General features: G+C 39.0%; 16 protein-coding genes and 1 tRNA gene. 8 read left to right on the plus strand and 9 right to left on the minus strand.

Annotated elements, in window-relative coordinates:
• Positions 1 to 160: 160 nt before the first annotated feature.
• Positions 161 to 1,624 carry a formate transporter FocA gene (gene focA / locus ED622_RS00125; protein ID WP_122031968.1) on the plus strand — a complete coding sequence of 488 codons (1,464 nt, stop codon included), beginning with the start codon at positions 161 to 163 and terminating at the stop codon, positions 1,622 to 1,624.
• Between the two features lie 89 nt (positions 1,625 to 1,713).
• Here the strand turns inward: focA and speG are convergent, their stop codons facing one another.
• Together speG and ED622_RS00135 are read right to left on the minus strand one after the other, a co-directional pair.
• Entirely contained in the window at positions 1,714 to 2,235 is a 522-nt protein-coding gene (gene speG, locus ED622_RS00130; RefSeq protein ID WP_162922404.1) for a spermidine N1-acetyltransferase, read from the minus strand.
• A gap of 231 nt (positions 2,236 to 2,466) precedes the next feature.
• Complete coding sequence (locus ED622_RS00135; RefSeq protein WP_122032805.1) at positions 2,467 to 4,395, minus strand: DEAD/DEAH box helicase; 1,929 nt, start codon at positions 4,393 to 4,395, stop codon at positions 2,467 to 2,469.
• A gap of 327 nt (positions 4,396 to 4,722) precedes the next feature.
• Here ED622_RS00135 and ED622_RS00140 point away from each other — a divergent pair, with 327 nt between their 5' ends.
• Entirely contained in the window at positions 4,723 to 6,750 is a 2,028-nt protein-coding gene (locus ED622_RS00140; protein ID WP_122031970.1) for an exoribonuclease II, read from the plus strand.
• 50 nt (positions 6,751 to 6,800) lie between these two features.
• Here the strand turns inward: ED622_RS00140 and ED622_RS00145 are convergent, their stop codons facing one another.
• Positions 6,801 to 7,160 carry a late competence development ComFB family protein gene (locus tag ED622_RS00145; protein WP_122031971.1) on the minus strand — a complete coding sequence of 120 codons (360 nt, stop codon included), beginning with the start codon at positions 7,158 to 7,160 and terminating at the stop codon, positions 6,801 to 6,803.
• A 150-nt stretch (positions 7,161 to 7,310) separates the two neighbouring features.
• Between ED622_RS00145 and ED622_RS00150 the strand changes: the two genes are divergently transcribed.
• The 4 genes from ED622_RS00150 to ED622_RS00165 all read left to right on the plus strand — a co-directional run bounded on the left by ED622_RS00150 (position 7,311) and on the right by ED622_RS00165 (position 11,997).
• Complete coding sequence (locus ED622_RS00150) at positions 7,311 to 8,543, plus strand: GGDEF domain-containing protein (protein WP_162922405.1); 1,233 nt, start codon at positions 7,311 to 7,313, stop codon at positions 8,541 to 8,543.
• Positions 8,544 to 8,694: 151 nt separating this feature from the next.
• Positions 8,695 to 9,075, plus strand: a complete 381-nt coding sequence (locus ED622_RS00155) for a DUF3302 domain-containing protein (protein WP_122031973.1) — start codon at positions 8,695 to 8,697, stop codon at positions 9,073 to 9,075.
• The gene (locus ED622_RS00160; RefSeq protein ID WP_122031974.1) at positions 9,075 to 10,205 is read left to right on the plus strand and encodes an HlyD family secretion protein; all 1,131 of its coding nucleotides are present in this window, start codon (positions 9,075 to 9,077) and stop codon (positions 10,203 to 10,205) included. Before ED622_RS00155 ends, ED622_RS00160 begins: the two co-directional genes overlap by 1 nt.
• Before the next feature lie 190 nt (positions 10,206 to 10,395).
• Positions 10,396 to 11,997, plus strand: coding sequence for a BCCT family transporter (locus ED622_RS00165; RefSeq protein ID WP_122031975.1), 1,602 nt, complete (start codon positions 10,396 to 10,398; stop codon positions 11,995 to 11,997).
• Between the two features lie 88 nt (positions 11,998 to 12,085).
• On the opposite strand, the gene ED622_RS00170 is transcribed toward ED622_RS00165, so the two are convergent.
• From ED622_RS00170 to ED622_RS00190, 5 genes are all read right to left on the minus strand, one after another.
• Positions 12,086 to 13,138, minus strand: coding sequence for a DUF4056 domain-containing protein (locus tag ED622_RS00170; protein ID WP_122032806.1), 1,053 nt, complete (start codon positions 13,136 to 13,138; stop codon positions 12,086 to 12,088).
• 10 nt (positions 13,139 to 13,148) lie between these two features.
• Positions 13,149 to 14,273 carry a BamA/TamA family outer membrane protein gene (locus ED622_RS00175; RefSeq protein ID WP_122031976.1) on the minus strand — a complete coding sequence of 375 codons (1,125 nt, stop codon included), beginning with the start codon at positions 14,271 to 14,273 and terminating at the stop codon, positions 13,149 to 13,151.
• 3 nt (positions 14,274 to 14,276) lie between these two features.
• Positions 14,277 to 15,164 (minus strand): TonB-dependent receptor, encoded by an 888-nt coding sequence (locus ED622_RS00180; RefSeq protein WP_122031977.1) that lies wholly within the window; start codon positions 15,162 to 15,164, stop codon positions 14,277 to 14,279.
• Between the two features lie 311 nt (positions 15,165 to 15,475).
• Complete coding sequence (locus ED622_RS00185) at positions 15,476 to 16,735, minus strand: DEAD/DEAH box helicase (RefSeq protein ID WP_122031978.1); 1,260 nt, start codon at positions 16,733 to 16,735, stop codon at positions 15,476 to 15,478.
• Between the two features lie 173 nt (positions 16,736 to 16,908).
• Positions 16,909 to 17,949, minus strand: coding sequence for a porin (locus tag ED622_RS00190; protein ID WP_122031979.1), 1,041 nt, complete (start codon positions 17,947 to 17,949; stop codon positions 16,909 to 16,911).
• A gap of 352 nt (positions 17,950 to 18,301) precedes the next feature.
• Here ED622_RS00190 and ED622_RS00195 point away from each other — a divergent pair.
• A tRNA-Ser gene (locus ED622_RS00195) sits at positions 18,302 to 18,392 on the plus strand.
• A 106-nt stretch (positions 18,393 to 18,498) separates the two neighbouring features.
• On the opposite strand, the gene ED622_RS00200 is transcribed toward ED622_RS00195, so the two are convergent.
• Positions 18,499 to 19,764: a mechanosensitive ion channel family protein gene (locus ED622_RS00200; protein ID WP_122031980.1), complete on the minus strand. Its 1,266-nt coding sequence runs from the start codon at positions 19,762 to 19,764 to the stop codon at positions 18,499 to 18,501.
• 270 nt (positions 19,765 to 20,034) lie between these two features.
• Between ED622_RS00200 and ED622_RS00205 the strand changes: the two genes are divergently transcribed.
• Positions 20,035 to 20,598 carry an HdeD family acid-resistance protein gene (locus tag ED622_RS00205; RefSeq protein WP_122031981.1) on the plus strand — a complete coding sequence of 188 codons (564 nt, stop codon included), beginning with the start codon at positions 20,035 to 20,037 and terminating at the stop codon, positions 20,596 to 20,598.
• Positions 20,599 to 20,629 lie beyond the last annotated feature (31 nt).

Raw genomic sequence — 20,629 nt, forward strand, 5'->3', positions numbered from 1 at the left:
AGCGCAGGAAAAATGCTTGAGAACAAGACGAAATGTTTCGATAAGTAGTTATTCTACAATCAAAAATTTCAACGCAGTTATCAAACATTTTAACCAGCTAGGATGAGCAGTTATTTACTACGATTGGTATTACCACTAACCAATAACTTAAGGAGGACAAATGAGCGCTAACCTCAGTCCAAATACTTCTGGGCAATTTAATCCCAGTGAAATGATGGACCAAGCGGCTTATTACGCCCTTGCTAAATCAAAGAAGCCAACAAGCATGGTAATTGGCTTGGCTATTATGGCTGGTGTTTTCATCGGTATTGCTTTCATTTTCTATATCACTGTAACAACAGGTAATACACAAACAGGCTGGGGAATTAGCCGTTTTGCTGGCGGTTTAGCGTTTAGTTTAGGTCTAATTCTGGTAGTCATTGGAGGTGGTGAGTTATTTACAAGCTCTGTACTTTCAGCTATTGCCGTTGCAAATAAGCAAATCAGTTTTGGAAAAATGCTTGGTATATGGGGAAAGGTTTATATCGGTAACTTTATCGGTGCCACTCTATTACTTGCACTGGTTGTTTCTGCGGGAATGTACCAAAACGATGGCGGTCAATGGGGATTAAATGCCCTAAATATTGCCCAACATAAACTGCATCACCAACCATTAGAAGCCTTTGCTTTAGGTATTTTATGTAACTTGTTGGTCTGTTTAGCTGTTTGGCTAACCTTCTGCTCTACCAACATGCTAACCAAAGCAATTATGGTAATTCTTCCTGTTGCTATGTTTGTTAGCAGTGGCTTTGAGCACTGTGTTGCCAATATGTTTATGGTTCCACTAGGTATTGCTATTCAACAACTAGCCCCACCTGAGTTTTGGCTGTCTGTTGGTGCATCACCTGAACAATACGCTGATTTAAATATTATGAACTTTATTACTGCCAACCTTATTCCTGTGACATTAGGGAACATTGTCGGCGGAGCAGGACTGGTTGGTCTAGGTTACTGGGCAATCTTCAGTCGTCCACAACTTAACGCTGTACCTGATTCACAAATTACACCTCTTTTTACCGATTCAGACATTAAGGAAATCACTGATATGAACGCAAACAAAACAGTAAATCAATTCATGGATATTAACACTTACGTACTTCGCCCTGAAATGCCTGTTGAAATTGCATTAGACAACCTATTAGATCGCCATCTTTCTGGTGCCATTGTTATCAATAGTCATAATGAAGTGGTTGGTTTCTTCTCTGAGCATGACGTTTTAGTTGAATTATGGTGTGAAGATTACCTACCAGAGAAAGAGCGTACCGTAGCTGATTTAATGAAAACTGACATTACGAGTATTTCACCTAAAGATACCCTACTTCAATTAGCTGAGTTCTACGCTATTGATAAGCCAACACTATACCCAACAACCGATATGGGCTATGCAACTAGCTACAGTACATTATCTGTCAATGATCGTGCTCGTGATATGCGAATTGCTAAACCACGTATCTTACCAGTTATCGAAGACAATAAATTTGTTGGTATAGTTACTCGTGGAGATGTTGTTAGCCAATTACGTTCAATCTACGGTGAGCGTATGGAAGTGGTAAAAACTGAAGAAACAGATGCTATTGTTGCGTAACTTTAAAATATAAATATAACAACACAGTTGGTAAAAAAGGGGCTTCTAAAATAGAAGCCCCTTTATGTATCTAAAATTTAAAATCGTTATTATTTTCTGCTTTCTAAATAATGATCTTGCAGAATATACATACGCTTAACATCACAATACTGACCATTTACAAAAATTTCTTTAACTAAATGCCCCTCTTCTACAAAACCACAAGTTTCATACAAGTGAATTGCTTTATCATTATTAACCGCCACATGAAGATACACTTTATGAAGGTTTAAAATAGTAAATGCATAGTTTAGTGCTTTATTAATTAAACTTCTTGCATAACCACAGCCCTGAAAGTCTGGCGCTATGATGATCTGAAATTCAGCATTACGGTGAATTGAGTTGATCTCTACTAGTTCAACTAATCCTATAGATTGCTGCTCTTCGTTTTCAGCAATAAAACGGCGCTCATTACTGTCATGTATATGCTTGCGAAACAAATCTTCCAGCTCATAGTACGACTCATACGGCTCTTCAAACCAGTAAGACATAATAGAGCGGTTATTGTTTAATTGATGAATGAAGCGAAGATCAGTTTGCTCAAGAGCACGTAATCGAATTTGATTATCCATTTTGTTTTCCATTAACAAAAATAAGTACTTTTTCAGCAGCTCTGCTGATTTCGAGAAAATACCATTGTTTTAGAAAAACGAGAACAACTATTTTGTACTTTTAAATACCAGACCAATGTAACTAATAGGATAACCTATGTATTACTGGGATTGATATTACTTACACTTAATTTACAGGCATAAAAAAACCGAGCTACTTGAGCTCGGTTTTTATTATCAATAATCTATTGATTAGTCTTCGTTACGAGGTGTGCGTGGAGCACGGCTTGCGCCTGGAGCACGCTCGCCACGGTGACTGCCACGGTGATCGCCACCTTTGTTGCGGTCAAAACGACGTTCGCCACCACGGTTACCTTCACGGTTTCCGCCTTCACGATTACCACGGTAACCACCACGGCCGTTACCGTTACCACCACGATTTTCATCACGACCAGCACCACCGCCAGTACGAGGACGACGTTCAATTGTTAGGTCTACACCTTCAACAACAACTGCCTTCACTTCGTTTTGACGAATACGTAGTTGCTTAAGCTTACTTGCAACGTCTGGAGACATTTTCTTAGGTAACTGTACGTATGTGTGACCTGGAGCAAGTTTGATTGCACCGATAGCACCTTTAGTGAAACCAAGTTCGTTAGCTAGAGCACCTACGATGTCTTTAACTTGAACGCCTTGCTCACGACCTACTTCTAGTTGGTATGTATCGAAATCAGCGTTGTTGTATTGACGACGCTCACCACGTTCTGGACGGTCACGACGGTCACCACGCTCTGGGCGGTCACCACGATCACTACGCTCTGGACGACGTTTAGCACGTTCCATCGCTGCGATCATTGGGTCTGGACCTTTATAGAATAAAGGACGTTTACCTTGTTGACGCTTAAGAAGCATTGCTGCAATTGTTGCTGCATCAACTTCTAGAGTCTCTTGAAGCTTAGTGATTAAGTCAGCAAATGCTTCTAGTGCAACGAATTCTTTGTCTGCTGCTAATTCAGCACCAAGAACCGCTAGACGAGCTTCTGCAACTTGATCGCGATGTGGAAGTTCAATCTCTTCCATAGTAGATTTAGTTACACGCTCAATCGTACGTAGCATACGGATTTGGTTTGTGCGAACTAATAGAATCGCTTTACCTTTACGTCCAGCACGACCAGTACGGCCGATACGGTGGATGTAAGACTCAACATCAAATGGGATGTCGTAGTTGAATACGTGAGTAATACGTGGAACATCAAGACCACGTGCTACAACGTCAGTTGCAACTAGGATATCGATAACACCTGTTTTGATGTGATCAACTGTACGTTCACGTAGAGACTGAGGAATATCACCGTGAAGGGCAGCAGCTTTAAAGCCACGTGCGCTTAACCAATCAGCTAGACGCTCTGTATCTTGACGAGTACGAACGAATACGATAGATGCATCAGTTTCTTCAGTTTCAAGAAGACGAGACATTGCTTCGTCTTTTTCTACGCCTTTAACGATCCAGAAGTTTTGAGCAACTTTGTCAACAGTGTGGTTAGTACCAGCAACATCAACACGAGCAGGATTACGTAGGTAACGGTCAACAATTGTTTTAACCATTGGAGGCATAGTTGCTGAGAATAGGATACGTTGAGCTGTATCTGGTGCTTTTTCAAGAATCCAAGTTACATCATCAACAAAACCCATTTTTAGCATTTCATCAGCTTCATCAAGGATGAACGTATGAACTTCGCTTAGGTTTAAACGGTCACGGTTAAGTAAATCTTTAACACGGCCAGGAGTACCAACGATGATATGAGCACCGCGGCTTAGAGCACGCATTTGATCAACGATAGAAGCACCACCGTAGATCTCTAAAACTTTAAGACCCTTGATGTTACGACCAAGGTTCTTAACTTCAGCAGCAACCTGAATAGCAAGTTCACGCGTTGGAGCCATGATGATTGCTTGTGGGTTATGTTGCTTGAGGTTAATTTTGTTTAAAAGAGGCAAAGAGAAAGCAGCTGTTTTACCAGTACCTGTTTGAGCTTTACCAAGTGCATCACGGCCAGCTAACAAAAGAGGAATAGACTCAGCTTGAATTGGCGTAGGTGCGATAAAGCCCATTTCGTCAAGTGCAGATAAGATAGTTTCGTCTAAAGCCAGTTGGCGGAATTCAGTAATAGTTTCTGACATTGGGATCCCAATAATTAACATATAAAAACGGTCCCATTTGCTCAGCAAGTTCCATACACACACACAAGCACTCGGGACAGGACGGTTTATCAACTTCATTTAAAATATAGAAGATGATTAACTCAGGGCGCGGATAATGCCTTAATACGTCAAGAATTACCAGAAAAAATTGAGCAACTTCACAAATTTAACTCAATTATCTTCGTTTAGGCAGTTTTTTGTACGTTAAACATCCTTTTTTTAAAATTTAATCCGTCTTTTCTAGTAATCAATTAAGGGCAATAGTAAAGTTAGCGCGTTATTTCTCTATTATATGTATGAAGGCTTATGTTTCAAGATAACCCACTACTCGCTCAACTAAAGCAGCAGATACAAGAAAAACTCCCTAAAAAAGAAGGGACAGTAAAAGCAACCGATCGCGGTTTTGGCTTTTTAGAGTCCGATGATAAAAAGAAAAGTATCTTTATTCCACCAGCACAAATGAAGAAAGTAATGCATGGTGACAAAGTAGTGGCATTGATCCGCACTGAAAACGATAAAGAGCAAGCCGAACCAGATCAACTAGTTGAGCAATCAATTACACGATTTATCGGCCGCATTCAAATGTTCAAAAAACGTCTTCAAGTCATGCCCGATCACCCTAGCCTAAAAAATGCTATCAAAGCGAAAGCTCGTAAAGGCGTAAATCCAGAAACTTTAAAAGAAGGTGACTGGGTTGTAGCAGAGCTCACGCAACACCCTTTAAAAGGCGATCAAAGCTTCTTATGCGAAGTCACTCATAAAATCACCGACAGCGACGACAAAATCGCACCATGGTGGGTAACGCTTGCTCAAAACGATTTACCAAACTCAGAGCCTGAAGGCATCGACAACTGGGAAATCAAAGATGATGCTGAACTAGTACGTATCGACATGACAGAAACACCATTTGTAACTATTGATGGTGAATCGACTAAAGATATGGATGACGCGTTATACATTAAAAAGCAAGCTGACGGTTCTTTTGAGCTAACGATTGCAATTGCAGATCCTACGGCCTACATCACTCCAGATGACAGTATGGATCAAGTCGCGCGTAAACGTGGTTATACTATCTATTTACCAGGTCGCAATATTCCAATGCTACCTCGTGATTTAAGTGACCAATTATGCTCACTTATCGAAAACGAAGAACGCCCTGCAATTTGTTGTACAGTAAAAGTAGCTGCGAATGGCACGATTGATGAAGAATCTATCAATTTCTTTGCGGCAACGATGAAATCTCACGCACGTTTAGCTTATGACAATGTGTCTGATTTCTTAGAAACTGGTTCGTGTGATAAGTGGCAGCCAACAGAAACAATCGCTCAAGTGGTTACGGAGCTGCACGAATTTGCACAAGCACGTACCTTATGGCGTCAAACTCATGCCGTGATCTTCCCAGATCGCCCTGATTATCGTTTTGAACTAGATGAAGACAATGACGTTGTAGCCATTCATGCTGATATGCGCCGCTGTGCAAACAAGCTGGTTGAAGAAGCAATGGTAACGGCAAATATCTGTGCTGGTAAAACGCTACGTAATACCTTTAATATGGGTGTGTTTAACTCTCATGCAGGTATTAAGTCAGATAAATTAAAAGATGTGGCTGAAATTGTAAATCAATTAGATGGTGCTGAATTCACAGAAGAGCATATAGCAACGCTAGAAGGCTTTAGCGAACTGCGTCGTCTTCTTGGAACTCAACCTACGTCGTACCTTGATGCTCGTATCCGTAAATTCCAAACGTACAGTGAAACAGGCAACGTACCATTACCTCACTACGCAATGGGTTTAGATATTTACGCAACATGGACGTCTCCTATCCGTAAATACAGCGATATGATTAACCACCGTATGCTAAAAGCGCACATCTTAGGCAAAGAACCAGTACAACGCCCTGATGATATCGTTGGTGAAGAGCTTGCACTAAGTCGTCGCTACCACCGTATGGCAGAAAGAAATGTAAGTGATTGGCTATATTGCCGTACTCTTGCTTCAAATGTTGAGCAAGGTACCGAGTTTACCGCAGAGATCTTTGATATTAACCGTGCAGGTATGCGTGTACGCTTAATTGAAAATGGAGCTGCAGCCTTCATTCCGGGTTCACTCATTGTAGATAACAAAGAGCGTATTGAATGCAGTGCCGAGCAAGGTTCAATCTCTATTGATAAGCATGAAGCCTTCAAGCTTGGTGACCGCCTGACTGTTGTTCTTGCTGAAGTGAAAGAAGATACTCGTAATATGGTTGCGAAACCAGTACAAGCCTTCCCTGCTCCAGAAGCGCCTCTTGCTGAACAAGTAGAGCTTGAACACACAGAAAAAACGGATGCATAAGTAAATATCCCAATAAAAAGCCTGTACCGTATTAGCGGCACAGGCTTTTTTTATTCTAAATTAATCTTCCCCGAAAAAGGGATCTCTTCATCCTCTAATTCAAATCGATCTTTTGGTGTATATACGACAATATCTTCAAAATCATCATTACGTACTCTTCGATCATTCGCGACCATTTTTTCCGCATTTTCTACCGCAGCAGCAACCATTTCATTATATTGCATTAATTTTTTTTGAGATGTTGCCGCTAACATATCTAAGCTATAGCGAATGTACAATGTAGGAAGCTGATTTAAACTAATACACGTCATATCAGTAATTTGGTCTTGGCTGTATACCTGGTGAAAATCTAACTCAAAAAAACGTTTTTCTACCAGAACTTCCATGTAATTGTGAATGTTTGATTCCATATAGATAGGTGCCTTATTGTTATTAAATGCATTAAGTCACAGTGCAAGCATATGAATAGAGTTATGTTATTGATAGAATAACGTCTTGTCCTATCATTTCAGTGACAAACTCTTTCTTTTTTTAGATTAATTAGGGTTAGCTATAAACCAATGTCATTTAACCTTTTGAGTCATCCATTATTTAAACTGCTATTGCCTATTATCATCGTTGTTTCCGTGATAACGGGTATGGATGGAATTATCCAATTATCCTCTGAAAACCAAGGATTCTCATACATATTACCCTATATCGTACTGTCAATTGTATTGCTTTTAAGCCAGCCTTTCAACCAGGGTCGTGTTGGCATGATCGCAATTACCATGGCGATTGCTTATTGGATTATCCAAGAACGTCTTCAAGTTCCATTGTCTTATGGTACAACTCGTATTGAATTTACGTTAACAGCCTTCTTGCTACCTATTTCAATGATGGCGACATTTATCTTTCCTGAACGCCGTATATTCTCTAAATATGGTGCAGGGTACCTAGGTATTCTTCTATTTATGTTTTTTTGGTGTTGGATCATCGTCTCACACTTTGCCGATAACGACATGACTGAAATTTGGGAAACCTACTTACTTAATATTCCTGAAGTGTCTCCGTTACCAATTGTTATTGTTCTTTATAGTTTAGTTATGTGTGGGCTTTCTGCCATTTTTGTTCTTACACGCAATAACAATACCGATTTAGCATCTTATACCTGCTTACTGTACTCATCATTAACGTTTGCTTTATTCAGCATTGATTTTATTTCAAGCACTATGTTTTCAATCGCCGGTTTGCTTCTTTTGTTATACATCATTTCAGCCAGCCATGAACTTGCATTTATTGATCAATTAACGGGGATCCCGGGGCGTCGAGCACTAGAATCTGAAATGAAACATCTTGGTCGCCGTTACACAATTGCAATGCTTGATGTCGACCATTTCAAAAAATTTAACGATACTTACGGTCATGATACGGGTGATGATGTGCTTAAATTGGTCGCAAGCATCATGGCACAAACCGGCGGTAACGCAAAAGTATACCGTTATGGTGGTGAGGAATTTACTGTCTTATTCAAAGGTAAAACGGCTGAGCAGAGTCTTGAATATCTAGAAGAATTACGTGAAGACATTGCGGATTATGATTTAATTATCAGAGATAACACAACACGACCTAAAGACGCAAAAGAAGGACAAGCAAAACGCGGTAAGGTAAACAAAACAAAAGTCGTTAATGTTACCATCAGTATCGGGGTTGCAGATAATTCTGAATTCAATAAGCCTCAAGAAGTCATTAAGGCTTCAGATGTTGCCTTATATCGAGCTAAAGATGGTGGTCGTAACTGCGTCAGCCTCTAAGTTTATAAGATTTAAAAAACCGACATCTTATTTATGTCGGTTTTTTTATATCAAAATAACAACTCTCTTGCATATCAACGACAGCAATGCGACACTCAAGTTACTAATAGATATATATTTTGTTAAATTTCCAATAAACAAGGATACGTTTATGTTTTTAGATTATTTTGCTCTTGGATTACTAGTTTTTGTTGCTCTCGTTATTTTTTACGGAATTATTGTTATTCATGACATTCCTTATGAGATAGCACATAAGCGAGATCATCCTCATTCAGATGCAATACACATTGCTGGCTGGGTCAGTTTATTTACGCTTCATGTGCTATGGCCATTCTTATGGATTTGGGCAACGTTATGGCGTGAAGATCGTGGTTGGGGCTTCCATAAAATTGAAAATAATCAATTAGAGCTTCAAACTCGCGTTAACCATCTTAACGATCAAGTTGAGCTTTTAACTGAAAAACTGTCACAACTAGAAGTGAATCAAGCTAAAGCATCACCTAGTCAAACATCTCAAGAGGAGCAAATATAATGGATTTATTGCTTATTCTTACTTACACCGCATTGTGTATTGCTATCTTCAAAATATTTAAGATCCCATTAAACAAATGGACAGTACCTACCGCAGGCTTAGGTGGAGTTGTACTTGTTGGTACACTCGTTTTATTAATGAACTACAACCACCCTTTCACTCAATTTGGTGGTCAGTTTTATGTAACCACACCTATTGTTCCAAGTGTTAAAGGTAAGGTAATTGAAGTTAATGTTGTACCTAACCAGCCTGTTGCTGCGGGTGATGTATTATTTAAGATTGATGACATCCCATTTCAAGCAGAAGTCATTCGTAAACAAGCCGCACTAAGTGAAGCAGAACAAGCCGCTTTACAATTAGAGTCTATCTATAAATCAGCGCAAGCTAATACTATTAAAGCTATCGCAGAAAAAGATAAAGCGTATCGTGAATTTAAACGTTACGAAAAAGGCTATAAAAAAGGTGCCTTTACCGCCCAACAATTGGATACAAGAAAGCAGACTTATAAAGCGACTGAAGCAACAGTAGAATCCGTTCAAGCTCAAGAGCAACAAGCGAAATTGGCTTTAGAATCTGAGATAAATGGAGAGAATACAACCGTTGCTCGTATGCGTGCAGAGTTAGAACAGGCACAGTTTAATCTAGATGAAACCATTGTTAGAGCACCTACAGATGGCTATGTAACACAAATGGCACTTCGACCAGGTATGATGGCAGTTCCTCTTCCTTTACGTCCTGTAATGACTTTTGTTCATACAGAAGATCAATACTTTGTCGGTGCATTTCGTCAAAACTCTTTGCAACGTTTACAAAAAGGCTTTAAAGCTGAATTTTTATTCCGAGCAATCCCAGGTCGAGTATTTGAAGGTGAAGTGGTCGAAGTTATTCCTGCTATTGGTGAAGGTCAAATTCAAGCTTCTGGCGCTTTATTAGGGACCAATGCTATCCGAACTAACGGTAGAGCTTTAGTTAAATTAAAGTTGACTGATGATGTTTCTGAATTTCATTTACCAGCAGGTTCTAATGCAGAAATATCTGTTTATTCTGATAGTTTTGAACATGTGTCTATCATGCGAAAAGTACTAATCCGCATGAAATCTTGGCAAAACTATCTATACCTTGACCATTAATTAATCGTATAGAACAAAAGTGCCTTAAGCTTATGTTTTAAGGCACTTTTATTTATATCAACCTCGATACAAATATATTTTATTAAAATCTTAAGTCTGATACTATTCGTTACGAAAAAGCTGTTACAAGAATGTTGCAGCCGTTTGACGGACTCCAATGGGAGCTGTTACGAATATTATGTGAGGACACATGAATACTACCGATAAGTACAGTATTGACAGTACTGATTATGAAGTTGGACAAGACAATATTCAAAAATGGGGTTTTGATATACATAACCAAGTTTTTGGTATTAGTGCTGGTGCTATAATTTTATTTCTTACTGTGCTTCTAATTATGGATCCAGCAGAAGCCAAATCCCTTCTTGACGGCATAAAGTTACAAATCATCGATAATTTTGATGGTTTATTTATGTGGTCTAGCAACATTTTCCTTGTTTTCTGCTTAGGGTTAATCGTATCGCCTTTCGGTAAAATTCGAATTGGTGGCGATAATGCAAAACCTGAACACTCTACAATCTCATGGATGGCAATGCTGTTTGCTGCTGGTATGGGTATTGGTTTAATGTTCTATGGTGTCGCAGAGCCTCTTGCTTACTTCACTGACTGGTATGGTACACCTCTAGATGTTGAACCATTTACCGAAGAAGCTAAAAAGCTGGCTCTGGGCGGAACCATGTATCACTGGGGTATTCACCCTTGGGCAATATACGGTTTAGTGGCTTTATCATTAGCTTTCTTTACCTATAACAAGGGCTTACCGCTATCTATGCGTTCTGTTTTCTATCCTATTTTAGGTGATAGAACATGGGGTTGGTTTGGTCATATTATTGATATCATGACGGTACTTGCTACGCTATTTGGTCTTGCTACCTCTCTTGGTCTTGGTGCTCAACAAGCAGCAGGCGGCATCAATCATGTATTTGGTACCGATGGTGGCGTTAATATGCAAATAGGCGTGATCATTTTCGTTACTATGCTTGCAATGATCTCTGTTATTCGCGGTATCGATGGTGGTGTAAAACTACTAAGTAACGTAAACATGCTAGTTGCTGTTGCTTTATTGTTCTTCATTATTTTCATTGGTTTCTCTGATGTAATGAGTACATTACCATTAACGGTAACGGGATATATTGAGAATATTATTCCTCTAAGTAACCCACACGGCCGTGAAGATGAAACTTGGATGCACGGTTGGACAGTATTCTACTGGGCTTGGTGGATTTCCTGGTCACCATTCGTAGGTATGTTCATTGCTCGTGTTTCTAAAGGTCGTACTGTTCGTCAGTTCTTAATCTCTGTAATGATTATTCCAACATTAGCAACTGCATTATGGATGTCTGCGTTTGGTGGTATTGCGATTGAACAAGTAAAAAACAAAGTTGGTGAACTTGGCGAAAATGGCTTAAATGACATTACTATGGCGCTATTTAACATGTATGACGCATTACCAATGAGTACTGCCTTATCTGTTATCTCAATCGTTCTTATCATGGTGTTCTTTGTAACGTCATCAGATTCAGGATCATTGGTTATCGACAGTATTACTGCTGGTGGTAAAGTCGACGCTCCTGTTCCTCAGCGTATATTCTGGGCAACCGTTCAAGGCTCTATCGCTGCGGTATTATTATGGGTTGGTGGTACAGAAGCAATGCAAGCGTTACAAGCAGGTACGGTATCAACTGCCTTACCATTTACCTTCATTCTTCTAATGATGTGTGTAAGCTTAGTTAAAGGCTTTAGCACTGAAAAATTTGGTACGGTACCAAAAGTAGGTAAAGCAAAAACATAATTTGTAATATATAAAAAGCCCCGAATAAGACGTTAAACGTAACGTTCCTATTCGGGGCTTTTTATTTTCAATAATTTTTAGTAAATCACTACTTTCGTTTTAGTAACTCTTTATCGTCTTGCTCTTTAGCAAAATCAGCAATTGCTTGGAAATCACTCGGTGTCCAATAAGGTTTGTTTTTTAACGTATCAGGTAGCGCAGCAAAATCTTTATCATTTTTATTTGGCATAAGTTTAAATGTAGCCAAAGATTCATATTCAGTTGAAACACTCTCTTTTGCCTCATCTTTAAAGCCATTTGGCTCTAAATCAGTTCCTAGGTGATATTCTCTATGAATCACGACCCACTTATTTGGTAAGCGTTTAGAGCTATCCCACCACACACCATCCATTTTCTTGATCTGTGCTTTTGACTCTTCTTTCGTTCCAACACCTAACTCAATAAACTTAGCTTCTATTGCTTTAGTCATCGCCTTAGAAAAGTCTTTCTTATTTAGTTGTGGGTTAGCAGCAATAACATCACTCGCAAGTAATGCTCCTAACATGTTTGAATACAGATCTTCTGGTGAAAAAGCAGAAGCATACTCTTTAAAGCCGCCAACTGATTCCATTCCAAACCATTGTGCAATCTCATGCCACTGAGCAAATCGATAAGCAGTTAAGGCTGCCAATTCAATACTGATTTTCTGACGCTCAACTTCTGAGTAAACTTCAGAGCTAACATGTAATTGAACAACACGCTCTTTAAGCTCAGGTGACAGCGTAACTTGGTATTCAGTCCCTAGGTGAGCATAAAACTCTCCGTAGAGATAATAAGTAAAGTCGGCAGTATCTCGAATATGGGCAGAATCTAAAAAACCGCCATTCTCTGAATAGAAAATACCGTTACTTTCATCGCCAAATCCCATCAAGCTACTGGCAACACTTTGACTGCCATCATTGTATATATGGTCACCGAGATCATCGATATTCAATACATTTTCAACAGAGACAAAAGGAACGGGGATCCCCCCTACTTCTGTTTGTAAATTAGTCCCAAATGCACAACACGGTCTTACACCTACAGGCGCATCAGCGAAAACAGAAAATGAGCACCCAAAAATTAGGCTGCTCGCCACCATGAATAGGTTTTTTTTATTCATATGTACCTCTTTAGAACGCTTCATTTATTTGAAAGTAGACAGCTTGACTGTTTTTTCCTAAACCATAATCTAGCCGTACATTAACTCTTGGCTTGAAAGCAAACCGATAACCAATGCCATAAGTTGGCAGCCATTGGCTATCAAATAATTCTTGATAGCTGTCAGCAACATTGCCACCACCAACCCATGCAACCATTCCATGCCGTTGATTAAACTGGTGGCGAAGCTCTACTTGAGAAGACAATTGGCTATTGTCTCGATACTGCCCTGAGTAATAACCTCTCATTCGTTTATCACTGCCTAAAGCTGACAGCGCAAACCAAGGAATATCACCTTGAACGTCTTGTGCATAGACTTCCCAAGCAAGAACCGTATCAGACATCATTTTGTAGTATTGACGATAGTTAACCGTCACTTCATCAAAATCAAAATCTGAGCCAAATTCAGTGCGATAGGCATTCCAGTTAACACTGAATAACATTCCTTTATGTGCATTTAATTCAAAATCACGGCTGTCATATTCAACACTAACCGTCGCAGCACTTAAAAAGGTATCTTCTAGGTCACTTTGTTTTAATGTATCGGTATCTGACGAAAGTTTACGATAACTCTCCATATCAGCACCAAAAAGAAAATAGGTATTCGGCAAAAATTGATACGCTACTTTTGGTGTAAAGCCTAAGATTTGTGCTTCAACAAGAGTCTTATTACTGTCAATTTCCGCAGCGTGTTTACCTATGCCCCAATAGTATTCAGGGGTATGGCTTGCTTTTGCTTGAACCAATAAACGTAAATCATCATTTTCAAAATAAGTTCGGTTATTAACACCAATCCCATAAGATCCAGAGGTTGATCCATAACCCGTAATACTAATAGTAGATAAGGGGGCGCTATCTGGAATCTCCAATGGGGAATAAAGGCCAACAGCAGCAACACCAATACCAAAGCCTTGTTCAGGATTAGCAAAAGGACCTGGAAGTACAGCCCAATCCACCCCTTTACTGACATCAATATCTTCTGAAGAGCCAAGCTCCTCTAAAAAAGTATCAACCCAGCTTTGCGGCTCCTCTTTAGCAGAAATCGAAAATGTGCAGCAACTTAATAACACTGCCGTCGATACGGTTAATAACTTCATGATTTAAAATCGCATATCAACGGTTAAGAAAAGGCTTTTACGATCACCAAAACCCGCTTCACCTAAAAGATACAAACGGTCATGGATCTTATATTGCATACCTAATAATGGGTTCCACGGTGTAACAAGATGCTGTTCAACATTAAAGCGACCATTATCAACCTTGCCCACTAGATTACCTAAGCTACCCGTTAAACCGATATCCGTTAAATTGCCAGATAAAGACTGCTCAACATCTTGATACATAGCGCCAACCCACAGCCGTAACGGAGCGCCTAAACGTGTGAAGTCATAGCCAATACGAGGAGAAATAACAATAGATGAAATCGTCCCATCAATCACGTTCAGTTCTGTTTCTGTATAACTGGCATCAACAAGAGCAAACACATCTTTATATCCGCCCGCTAAGACAAAACCCGCGCCATATAACGTACCATCAAGTTCTAGTCTAAATGGCATAGTCCCAGATAATTTCTCAGAGCCAAGAGCCTTAACTTTAATTGTCGTTTCAGAATAACCATTAAGAGTACCGACAATACCGTATAGATTTAAGAAAGGAAAAAGCCAAACATCACCACGTAATGTCAGCACTTCACTCATTTGTTTGCCAGTACCTACAGGCTCTATTTGAACGACATCCCCTAAAGGCACATTATGCTTTCCAAACAAACCCAAATCTACGGGATATGTCCCCTCAAACCCAACACTATCTACAGAGATATCTTGAGTTTGTTTCATGTAACTAACATTCAAACCAAACGCTTCAGGTAAGGTATAGCCACGCGCTTCCGCTTCTTCTTTCCAAATGGGTAACGTAAAAGATTCTGCAAACAAAGAAGAAGAGTAAGATAAAAATAGCAGGCAAAGTACAGAAAGTGCTCTTTGCTTCATAAAAGCTCCAGAACTGAAGGAAAGTAATCCAAAAGTGGCTTCAGTTTTCAGCAAATCATACTCTCAGATACTTTTCTATCAATAGAATTTTACACTGTTTTACAAACAGCAATTTATCAGCTCAAAAATGAGAATTACAGTGGAATATTTGACCAAAATCACACTTTAATAGAGCATTTACCGCAAATAATATTTAAATAACGCTCAAATTAAGATCAAATAAAATACAAATTCCAAACAAAAAAATACCCCGCAATCATAATATGAATGATTACGGGGTATCTATAAATTAATTAAAAGTAATCAAGTGATTATTTTTTAAACTTGCCACGATTTGAATGTATTTTCATTTTCGCTTTCATTTTTCTTTTATCAGCAGAACGACCACGATTTTGACGAGAATGATCTTCTTTTACTGCTCGAGCGTTTGGATCAGGTTCATATCCTTTTAACCACTCTTGCGGTAAACGAGTCTCTAACAGAGTTTCAATTGCTTGCAATAAATACTCTTCATTTGAACTCATTAATGAAATAGCTTTACCAGTGCACCCAGCTCGGCCAGTACGTCCGATACGGTGAACATAATCTTCGGCTTTGAATGGCAATTCATAGTTAATCACGCATTCTAATTGCTCAATATCCAAACCACGAGCCGCAATATCGGTTGCAATTAACGCACGAACTTTACCCGTTTTAAACTCTTCTAGCGCACGTAAACGAGCACCTTGGCTCTTATCGCCATTAATAGATGCGGCTTTAATACCGTCTTTTTTAAGCTCTTTAACTAACTCATCAGAGCCCTGCTTTGTTTTTGTAAACACAAGGACTTGTTGCCAGTTACGAGAACCAATCAAGTACGCTAATAGCTCACTTTTACGATGCTGATCGACAGGATAAACCATTTGCTCAACAGTATCAGCAGTACTGTTTGTTGGCGTAACTTGCACTTCTTTTGGTTTATGCAGCATATAGTAAGCAATTTCTCTTACTTTTTTGCTGAAGGTTGCTGAGAAAAATAACGTTTGGTGCTCAGCAGGCATCTTGCGTAAGATCTTTTTAATGTCAGGAATAAAGCCCATGTCTAACATGCGGTCTGCTTCATCTAATACTAAATAGCTCGCTTGGTTTAGCGTAATGGTATTAATATGCACTAGGTCTAATAAGCGCCCAGGAGTAGCAACTAAAATATCAGCGCCACCGACTAAATTGTCTTTCTGAACATTAATGCTAGTACCGCCATAAGCAACCACCACTTTAATGTCAGTTCCTTTGGTGTAACTCACCAAGCTATCAAATACTTGCTGCGCCAATTCACGTGTCGGCGTTAAAATTAAGCTGCCAATAACTTTTGAGTTTTGAGTACGATGAATAGGATTTTCAATTAAACGTTGGATCAGCGGTAAACCAAAAGCGGCGGTTTTACCTGTTCCTGTTTGCGCTCCGGCAAGTACATCATGTCCTTGTAATACGAGAGGAATCGCTTGTTCTTGAATTGGTGTTGCCTCTTTAAAACCCAATTCTGAAACAGTATTTAGTAACTGTTCCGTTAACCCTAATGAAGCAAATGACATGATGAACCTTTAAATACGATAATTTTCGCCGATTGTAGCAAACCATTTCTATTATCCCTATTAGAAGTCATCATCATTTCTAATTTTCTACTCTTTAAAACGTAAAAAATCCAGCGTACTTTGCGATACGCTGGATTATCATTGGAAAGTTAAAGATTAATAACTAGTGTCGATTATAGGTAGTAACGCGCACCTAACATCCACTTATTATCTTCTTTATTATTATAGTCGTTACCTAGATCAACTTGGTAACCGGTAAAGCCAACGAACTTCTTAGTGAAATTGTATTCTGCTTGAATTGCTGAAGTACTATAAACCGTTTTACTTGCGTCATTATCAACCACTGATTCATAGTTCAAGCTTAGGTTTAAACTGTTGTCTAAAGCGTAGGCAACCAAAGCTTCGTATGCAGAACCATCTTCAATAAGAGCGCCAGCACCATCTTTATTCATGTTTTCATTCATTGCGTAAACACCAGCAACGTATAAACCAGAGCCGTATGTACCGTAAGTACCACTGATCACGTGAGATTCAGAGGTTTCAGATTTAGCACTTGAAGCGTAATTCACATCACCTGTGTTGTATGCGTAATTAGCAGAGAAACCAGCTACATTATAGTTCAATGCAATTTGCGCACGGTTACCATAATCATTTTCAACTTTTGTAAGATCCCAATCATTTGAAACCGTATCAGATTTACGTCCCTGCCAACCCGCAGCAACACCAAGTTTACCTGCATCGCCTAGCTCAAACATTTTACCGTAGCTCAGCATTTCTTCCGCACGACCAGTACCTAGGTTACCGTGATCTTCGTAGATAAAGTCATTAGCAAAGGCGATTGGCATATCAGCAACACCAGCAACACTGTAATAAGGTGCCCATTGCGTACCTGCAACCATACGACCAAAATCGTTATGCGTTACGCCGATGTAACCTAAACGAGTCGTAAATGCGTTCTCACCACCATCTAGGTAATTAAGCGCCCACTCACCTTTTGCATCAGCTACAAAGCCATTGCCTAGATCATGCGTTGCATTAAAGTTTAAACGTGGAGAAACTGCAGTTAAACCAGTATCACCTTCATCAGAGCCTTCTAAAGCAACCGATACGTGACCACCGATATCAAAAGTAGTGCCATCTTCGTTGTATAACTCAACAGCAACCGCATTTGAAGAAGCAGCGATAATAGCTAAAGCAAGTAGTTTTTTATTCATTTCAATTTCCATTTTAAAATGGCCTTTTATGTTTTAAGTACATAAAAGTTCCAAGCGACCAACAATTGAAATGAAGATAAACACTTTTAAAACACAAGTAGAGTAAATCGTTAACAAAAGATCCAATAGAAAATAAAATTTATATAAAAGCACTTGATATACATACGATATTCTTTTGTTTAACAGATGTATCGAAATGTTTTATTGATGTTTTTTTAGCTAATGAAATGAAAACATATTTGACCGAAACATATAGAAACAAGAAGAATCGAGCAATAAAGGAACAAACAACCAATTTAAATACAATTAGGGGTTTACAAGAAAAGCCGTACCCCCTATTATACGCGGCATTGGAGGGATGGCTGAGTGGTCGAAAGCACCGGTCTTGAAAACCGGCAACCGTTAATAGCGGTTCTAGGGTTCAAATCCCTATCCCTCCACCACATTCTAAGCCCTAGCAGAAATGCTGGGGCTTTTTTGTATCTGAAACCTAAACTATCCCACTAATGAACTGAGGCAATGATTTCCACTACCTCAGTTATGCCGACTCTACCCCTTCGATTTACCAATCATTGCAGCATCGTGACCACTTAACGCTTGGTAAGGGCGTAAATCAAACAATGGCATGATGGAATAAATATGATCGAAGATATCGGCTTGTACCCCTTCGTAGAATACCCAATCCGTATTATTGGTAAACGCATAGATTTGTAATGGTAAACCTTCCGGGGTTGGTTCAAGTTGACGCACCATAAACATCATATAAGAGTGAATATCTTTATTGGTGCGTAAGTAAGCGGCTAAATAAGCACGGAAAATACCCACGTTAGTCATTTGTCGAGTGTTTCCTAAATGAGGAATATCATCTAACTCTTCATTAAACGTATCTATTTCTTTTGATTTCTCAAATAAATACTCACGTAAAATTCGAATGCCCTTAAGTGACTCAATTTCATCTGCGGTCATAAAGCGGATCGAATTCACATCAATATTAACCGAGCGCTTAATACGTCTACCGCCAGAATCAGACATTCCTTGCCAATTAATAAAGGCATTTTGAACCAATGCATAAGCTGGGATCATACTCACTGTATTATCAAAGTTTCGAACTTTTACCGTCGTTAATGAAATCTCTTCAACTGATCCATTTGCTTTAAACGAATCCATTTCAATCCAGTCATTTAGCGTAATCATTCGGTTCGCTGAAAGCTGAATACCAGCCACAAAACCTAAAATGGTGTCTTTAAATACCAACATCACAAAACCCGTTGCAACCCCTAGCCCACTCAAAAATATCACTGGTGATTCATTCGCAAGGATAGACATGGATACCACGATACCGATAAAGAAAGTAAATAACTTAATCAGTTGAACGAAGCTCTTAATTGGCATTCGACGGGTAATGCCTTTTTCTGTCGCCATATCATTAAGTGCATCAAGCAGCGCAAACAGCATAGAGATAAAGACAACTAAAATTGAAATACTTAATATTTTATCGGCTGTCGTCGAAAGTAACGTGTAATGACCAAGCGCAAGAGGAAAGAGCAAATCTAAAATAGTAATAGGTACTAACAAGGTTAATTTTTCAAATACTTTGTATTTTGTAAACCCTTCTAATAAAGGAATATTGGTCCGCTGAAGAACATTACTTATCGTTCGAACAATAATATGACGAGTGATTAAATAACCAATAAGAGCGACTCCAATAACAACAAGCACAAAAACACCTGTCAGCTCTAAACCGTAAGGATCGCTATTGATACCTAACGAGCTTAATTTACCTGCAATATAGTTACGAATATGATGCTCTAACACGTAGCCATCCTTAATTTCTTAGGTTATTTCAAAAATGATAATAATTTTAGGCTTTTAGCTTGTTTCTACAAGTACTATTTTCAGTATAGATACTCTCAAGCCAAAAAATCAGAGATAAAAATATTAACGGGCTAGAACGGTAGTTTCCTTGCACAAATAGATTAAAACACGCGCATGATCACAATTTTTGAAAACTTAGATTGCTTTAAGTTAAATCTAATTTTTAGGACTACAATCTCGAGGTCTCTTACATTTAACTCAGAGGTTAAAATGGAAAATCAAACTCCAAGTCAGGCTTTAATTTCCAAAGGTTGGAAATATTTTATTATTGTTGGCGTCATTGTCGCGCTTGCAGGGTTAGGAGCAACTAGCCTACCTGTTATGGCTGGTGTGACGATTTCGACGATCATCGGTACCCTATTATTAATCACAGGGTTGGTTCAGGTTTACCATACTTTCCGTATTCACTCTTGGAAAGAAAAAATATGGTATGTGTTAAGTGCCTTATTTTATATTGTTGGTGGTTTATTTATTCTCTTTAACCCACTAGAAGGCCTTATGACAATCACAACAATCATGGTAGTTGTGATGATATTTAATGGTCTAACCCGTATGATTTTTGGGTTTACCAATAAGAACCTTCCTGGCAGTGGGATGGTTATTTTGAGTGGATTACTCTCTGTCGCTATTGGAGGATACTTCTTCTTCCTACTTGATAACCCTGAGTTTTCATTATCATTATTAGGTACGTTTGTTGGTGTCTCTCTTATAATGGAAGGCGTAAGCTTTGTGTTTCTCGGCGTAAGAATGAAAAAGTTGGCGCACAACAATTAATCTGATTTATTAGAAATAAAAAAGCCTCTTG

The organism is Aliivibrio sp. EL58 (genome assembly GCF_900312675.1).
In the GTDB taxonomy this organism is placed as follows: Bacteria; Pseudomonadota; Gammaproteobacteria; order Enterobacterales; family Vibrionaceae; genus Aliivibrio.

Coding starts and splice junctions, on each gene's coding strand:
- ED622_RS00175 (WP_122031976.1), bottom strand. CDS start 14,273: ATGAAGTTATTAACCGTATCGACGGCAGTGTTATTAAGTTGCTGCACA.
- speG (WP_162922404.1), bottom strand. CDS start 2,235: ATGGATAATCAAATTCGATTACGTGCTCTTGAGCAAACTGATCTTCGC.
- ED622_RS00190 (WP_122031979.1), bottom strand. CDS start 17,949: ATGAATAAAAAACTACTTGCTTTAGCTATTATCGCTGCTTCTTCAAAT.
- ED622_RS00155 (WP_122031973.1), top strand. CDS start 8,695: ATGTTTTTAGATTATTTTGCTCTTGGATTACTAGTTTTTGTTGCTCTC.
- ED622_RS00170 (WP_122032806.1), bottom strand. CDS start 13,138: ATGAATAAAAAAAACCTATTCATGGTGGCGAGCAGCCTAATTTTTGGG.
- ED622_RS00205 (WP_122031981.1), top strand. CDS start 20,035: ATGGAAAATCAAACTCCAAGTCAGGCTTTAATTTCCAAAGGTTGGAAA.
- ED622_RS00140 (WP_122031970.1), top strand. CDS start 4,723: ATGTTTCAAGATAACCCACTACTCGCTCAACTAAAGCAGCAGATACAA.
- focA (WP_122031968.1), top strand. CDS start 161: ATGAGCGCTAACCTCAGTCCAAATACTTCTGGGCAATTTAATCCCAGT.
- ED622_RS00145 (WP_122031971.1), bottom strand. CDS start 7,160: ATGGAATCAAACATTCACAATTACATGGAAGTTCTGGTAGAAAAACGT.
- ED622_RS00165 (WP_122031975.1), top strand. CDS start 10,396: ATGAATACTACCGATAAGTACAGTATTGACAGTACTGATTATGAAGTT.
- ED622_RS00180 (WP_122031977.1), bottom strand. CDS start 15,164: ATGAAGCAAAGAGCACTTTCTGTACTTTGCCTGCTATTTTTATCTTAC.
- ED622_RS00185 (WP_122031978.1), bottom strand. CDS start 16,735: ATGTCATTTGCTTCATTAGGGTTAACGGAACAGTTACTAAATACTGTT.
- ED622_RS00150 (WP_162922405.1), top strand. CDS start 7,311: ATGTCATTTAACCTTTTGAGTCATCCATTATTTAAACTGCTATTGCCT.
- ED622_RS00160 (WP_122031974.1), top strand. CDS start 9,075: ATGGATTTATTGCTTATTCTTACTTACACCGCATTGTGTATTGCTATC.
- ED622_RS00135 (WP_122032805.1), bottom strand. CDS start 4,395: ATGTCAGAAACTATTACTGAATTCCGCCAACTGGCTTTAGACGAAACT.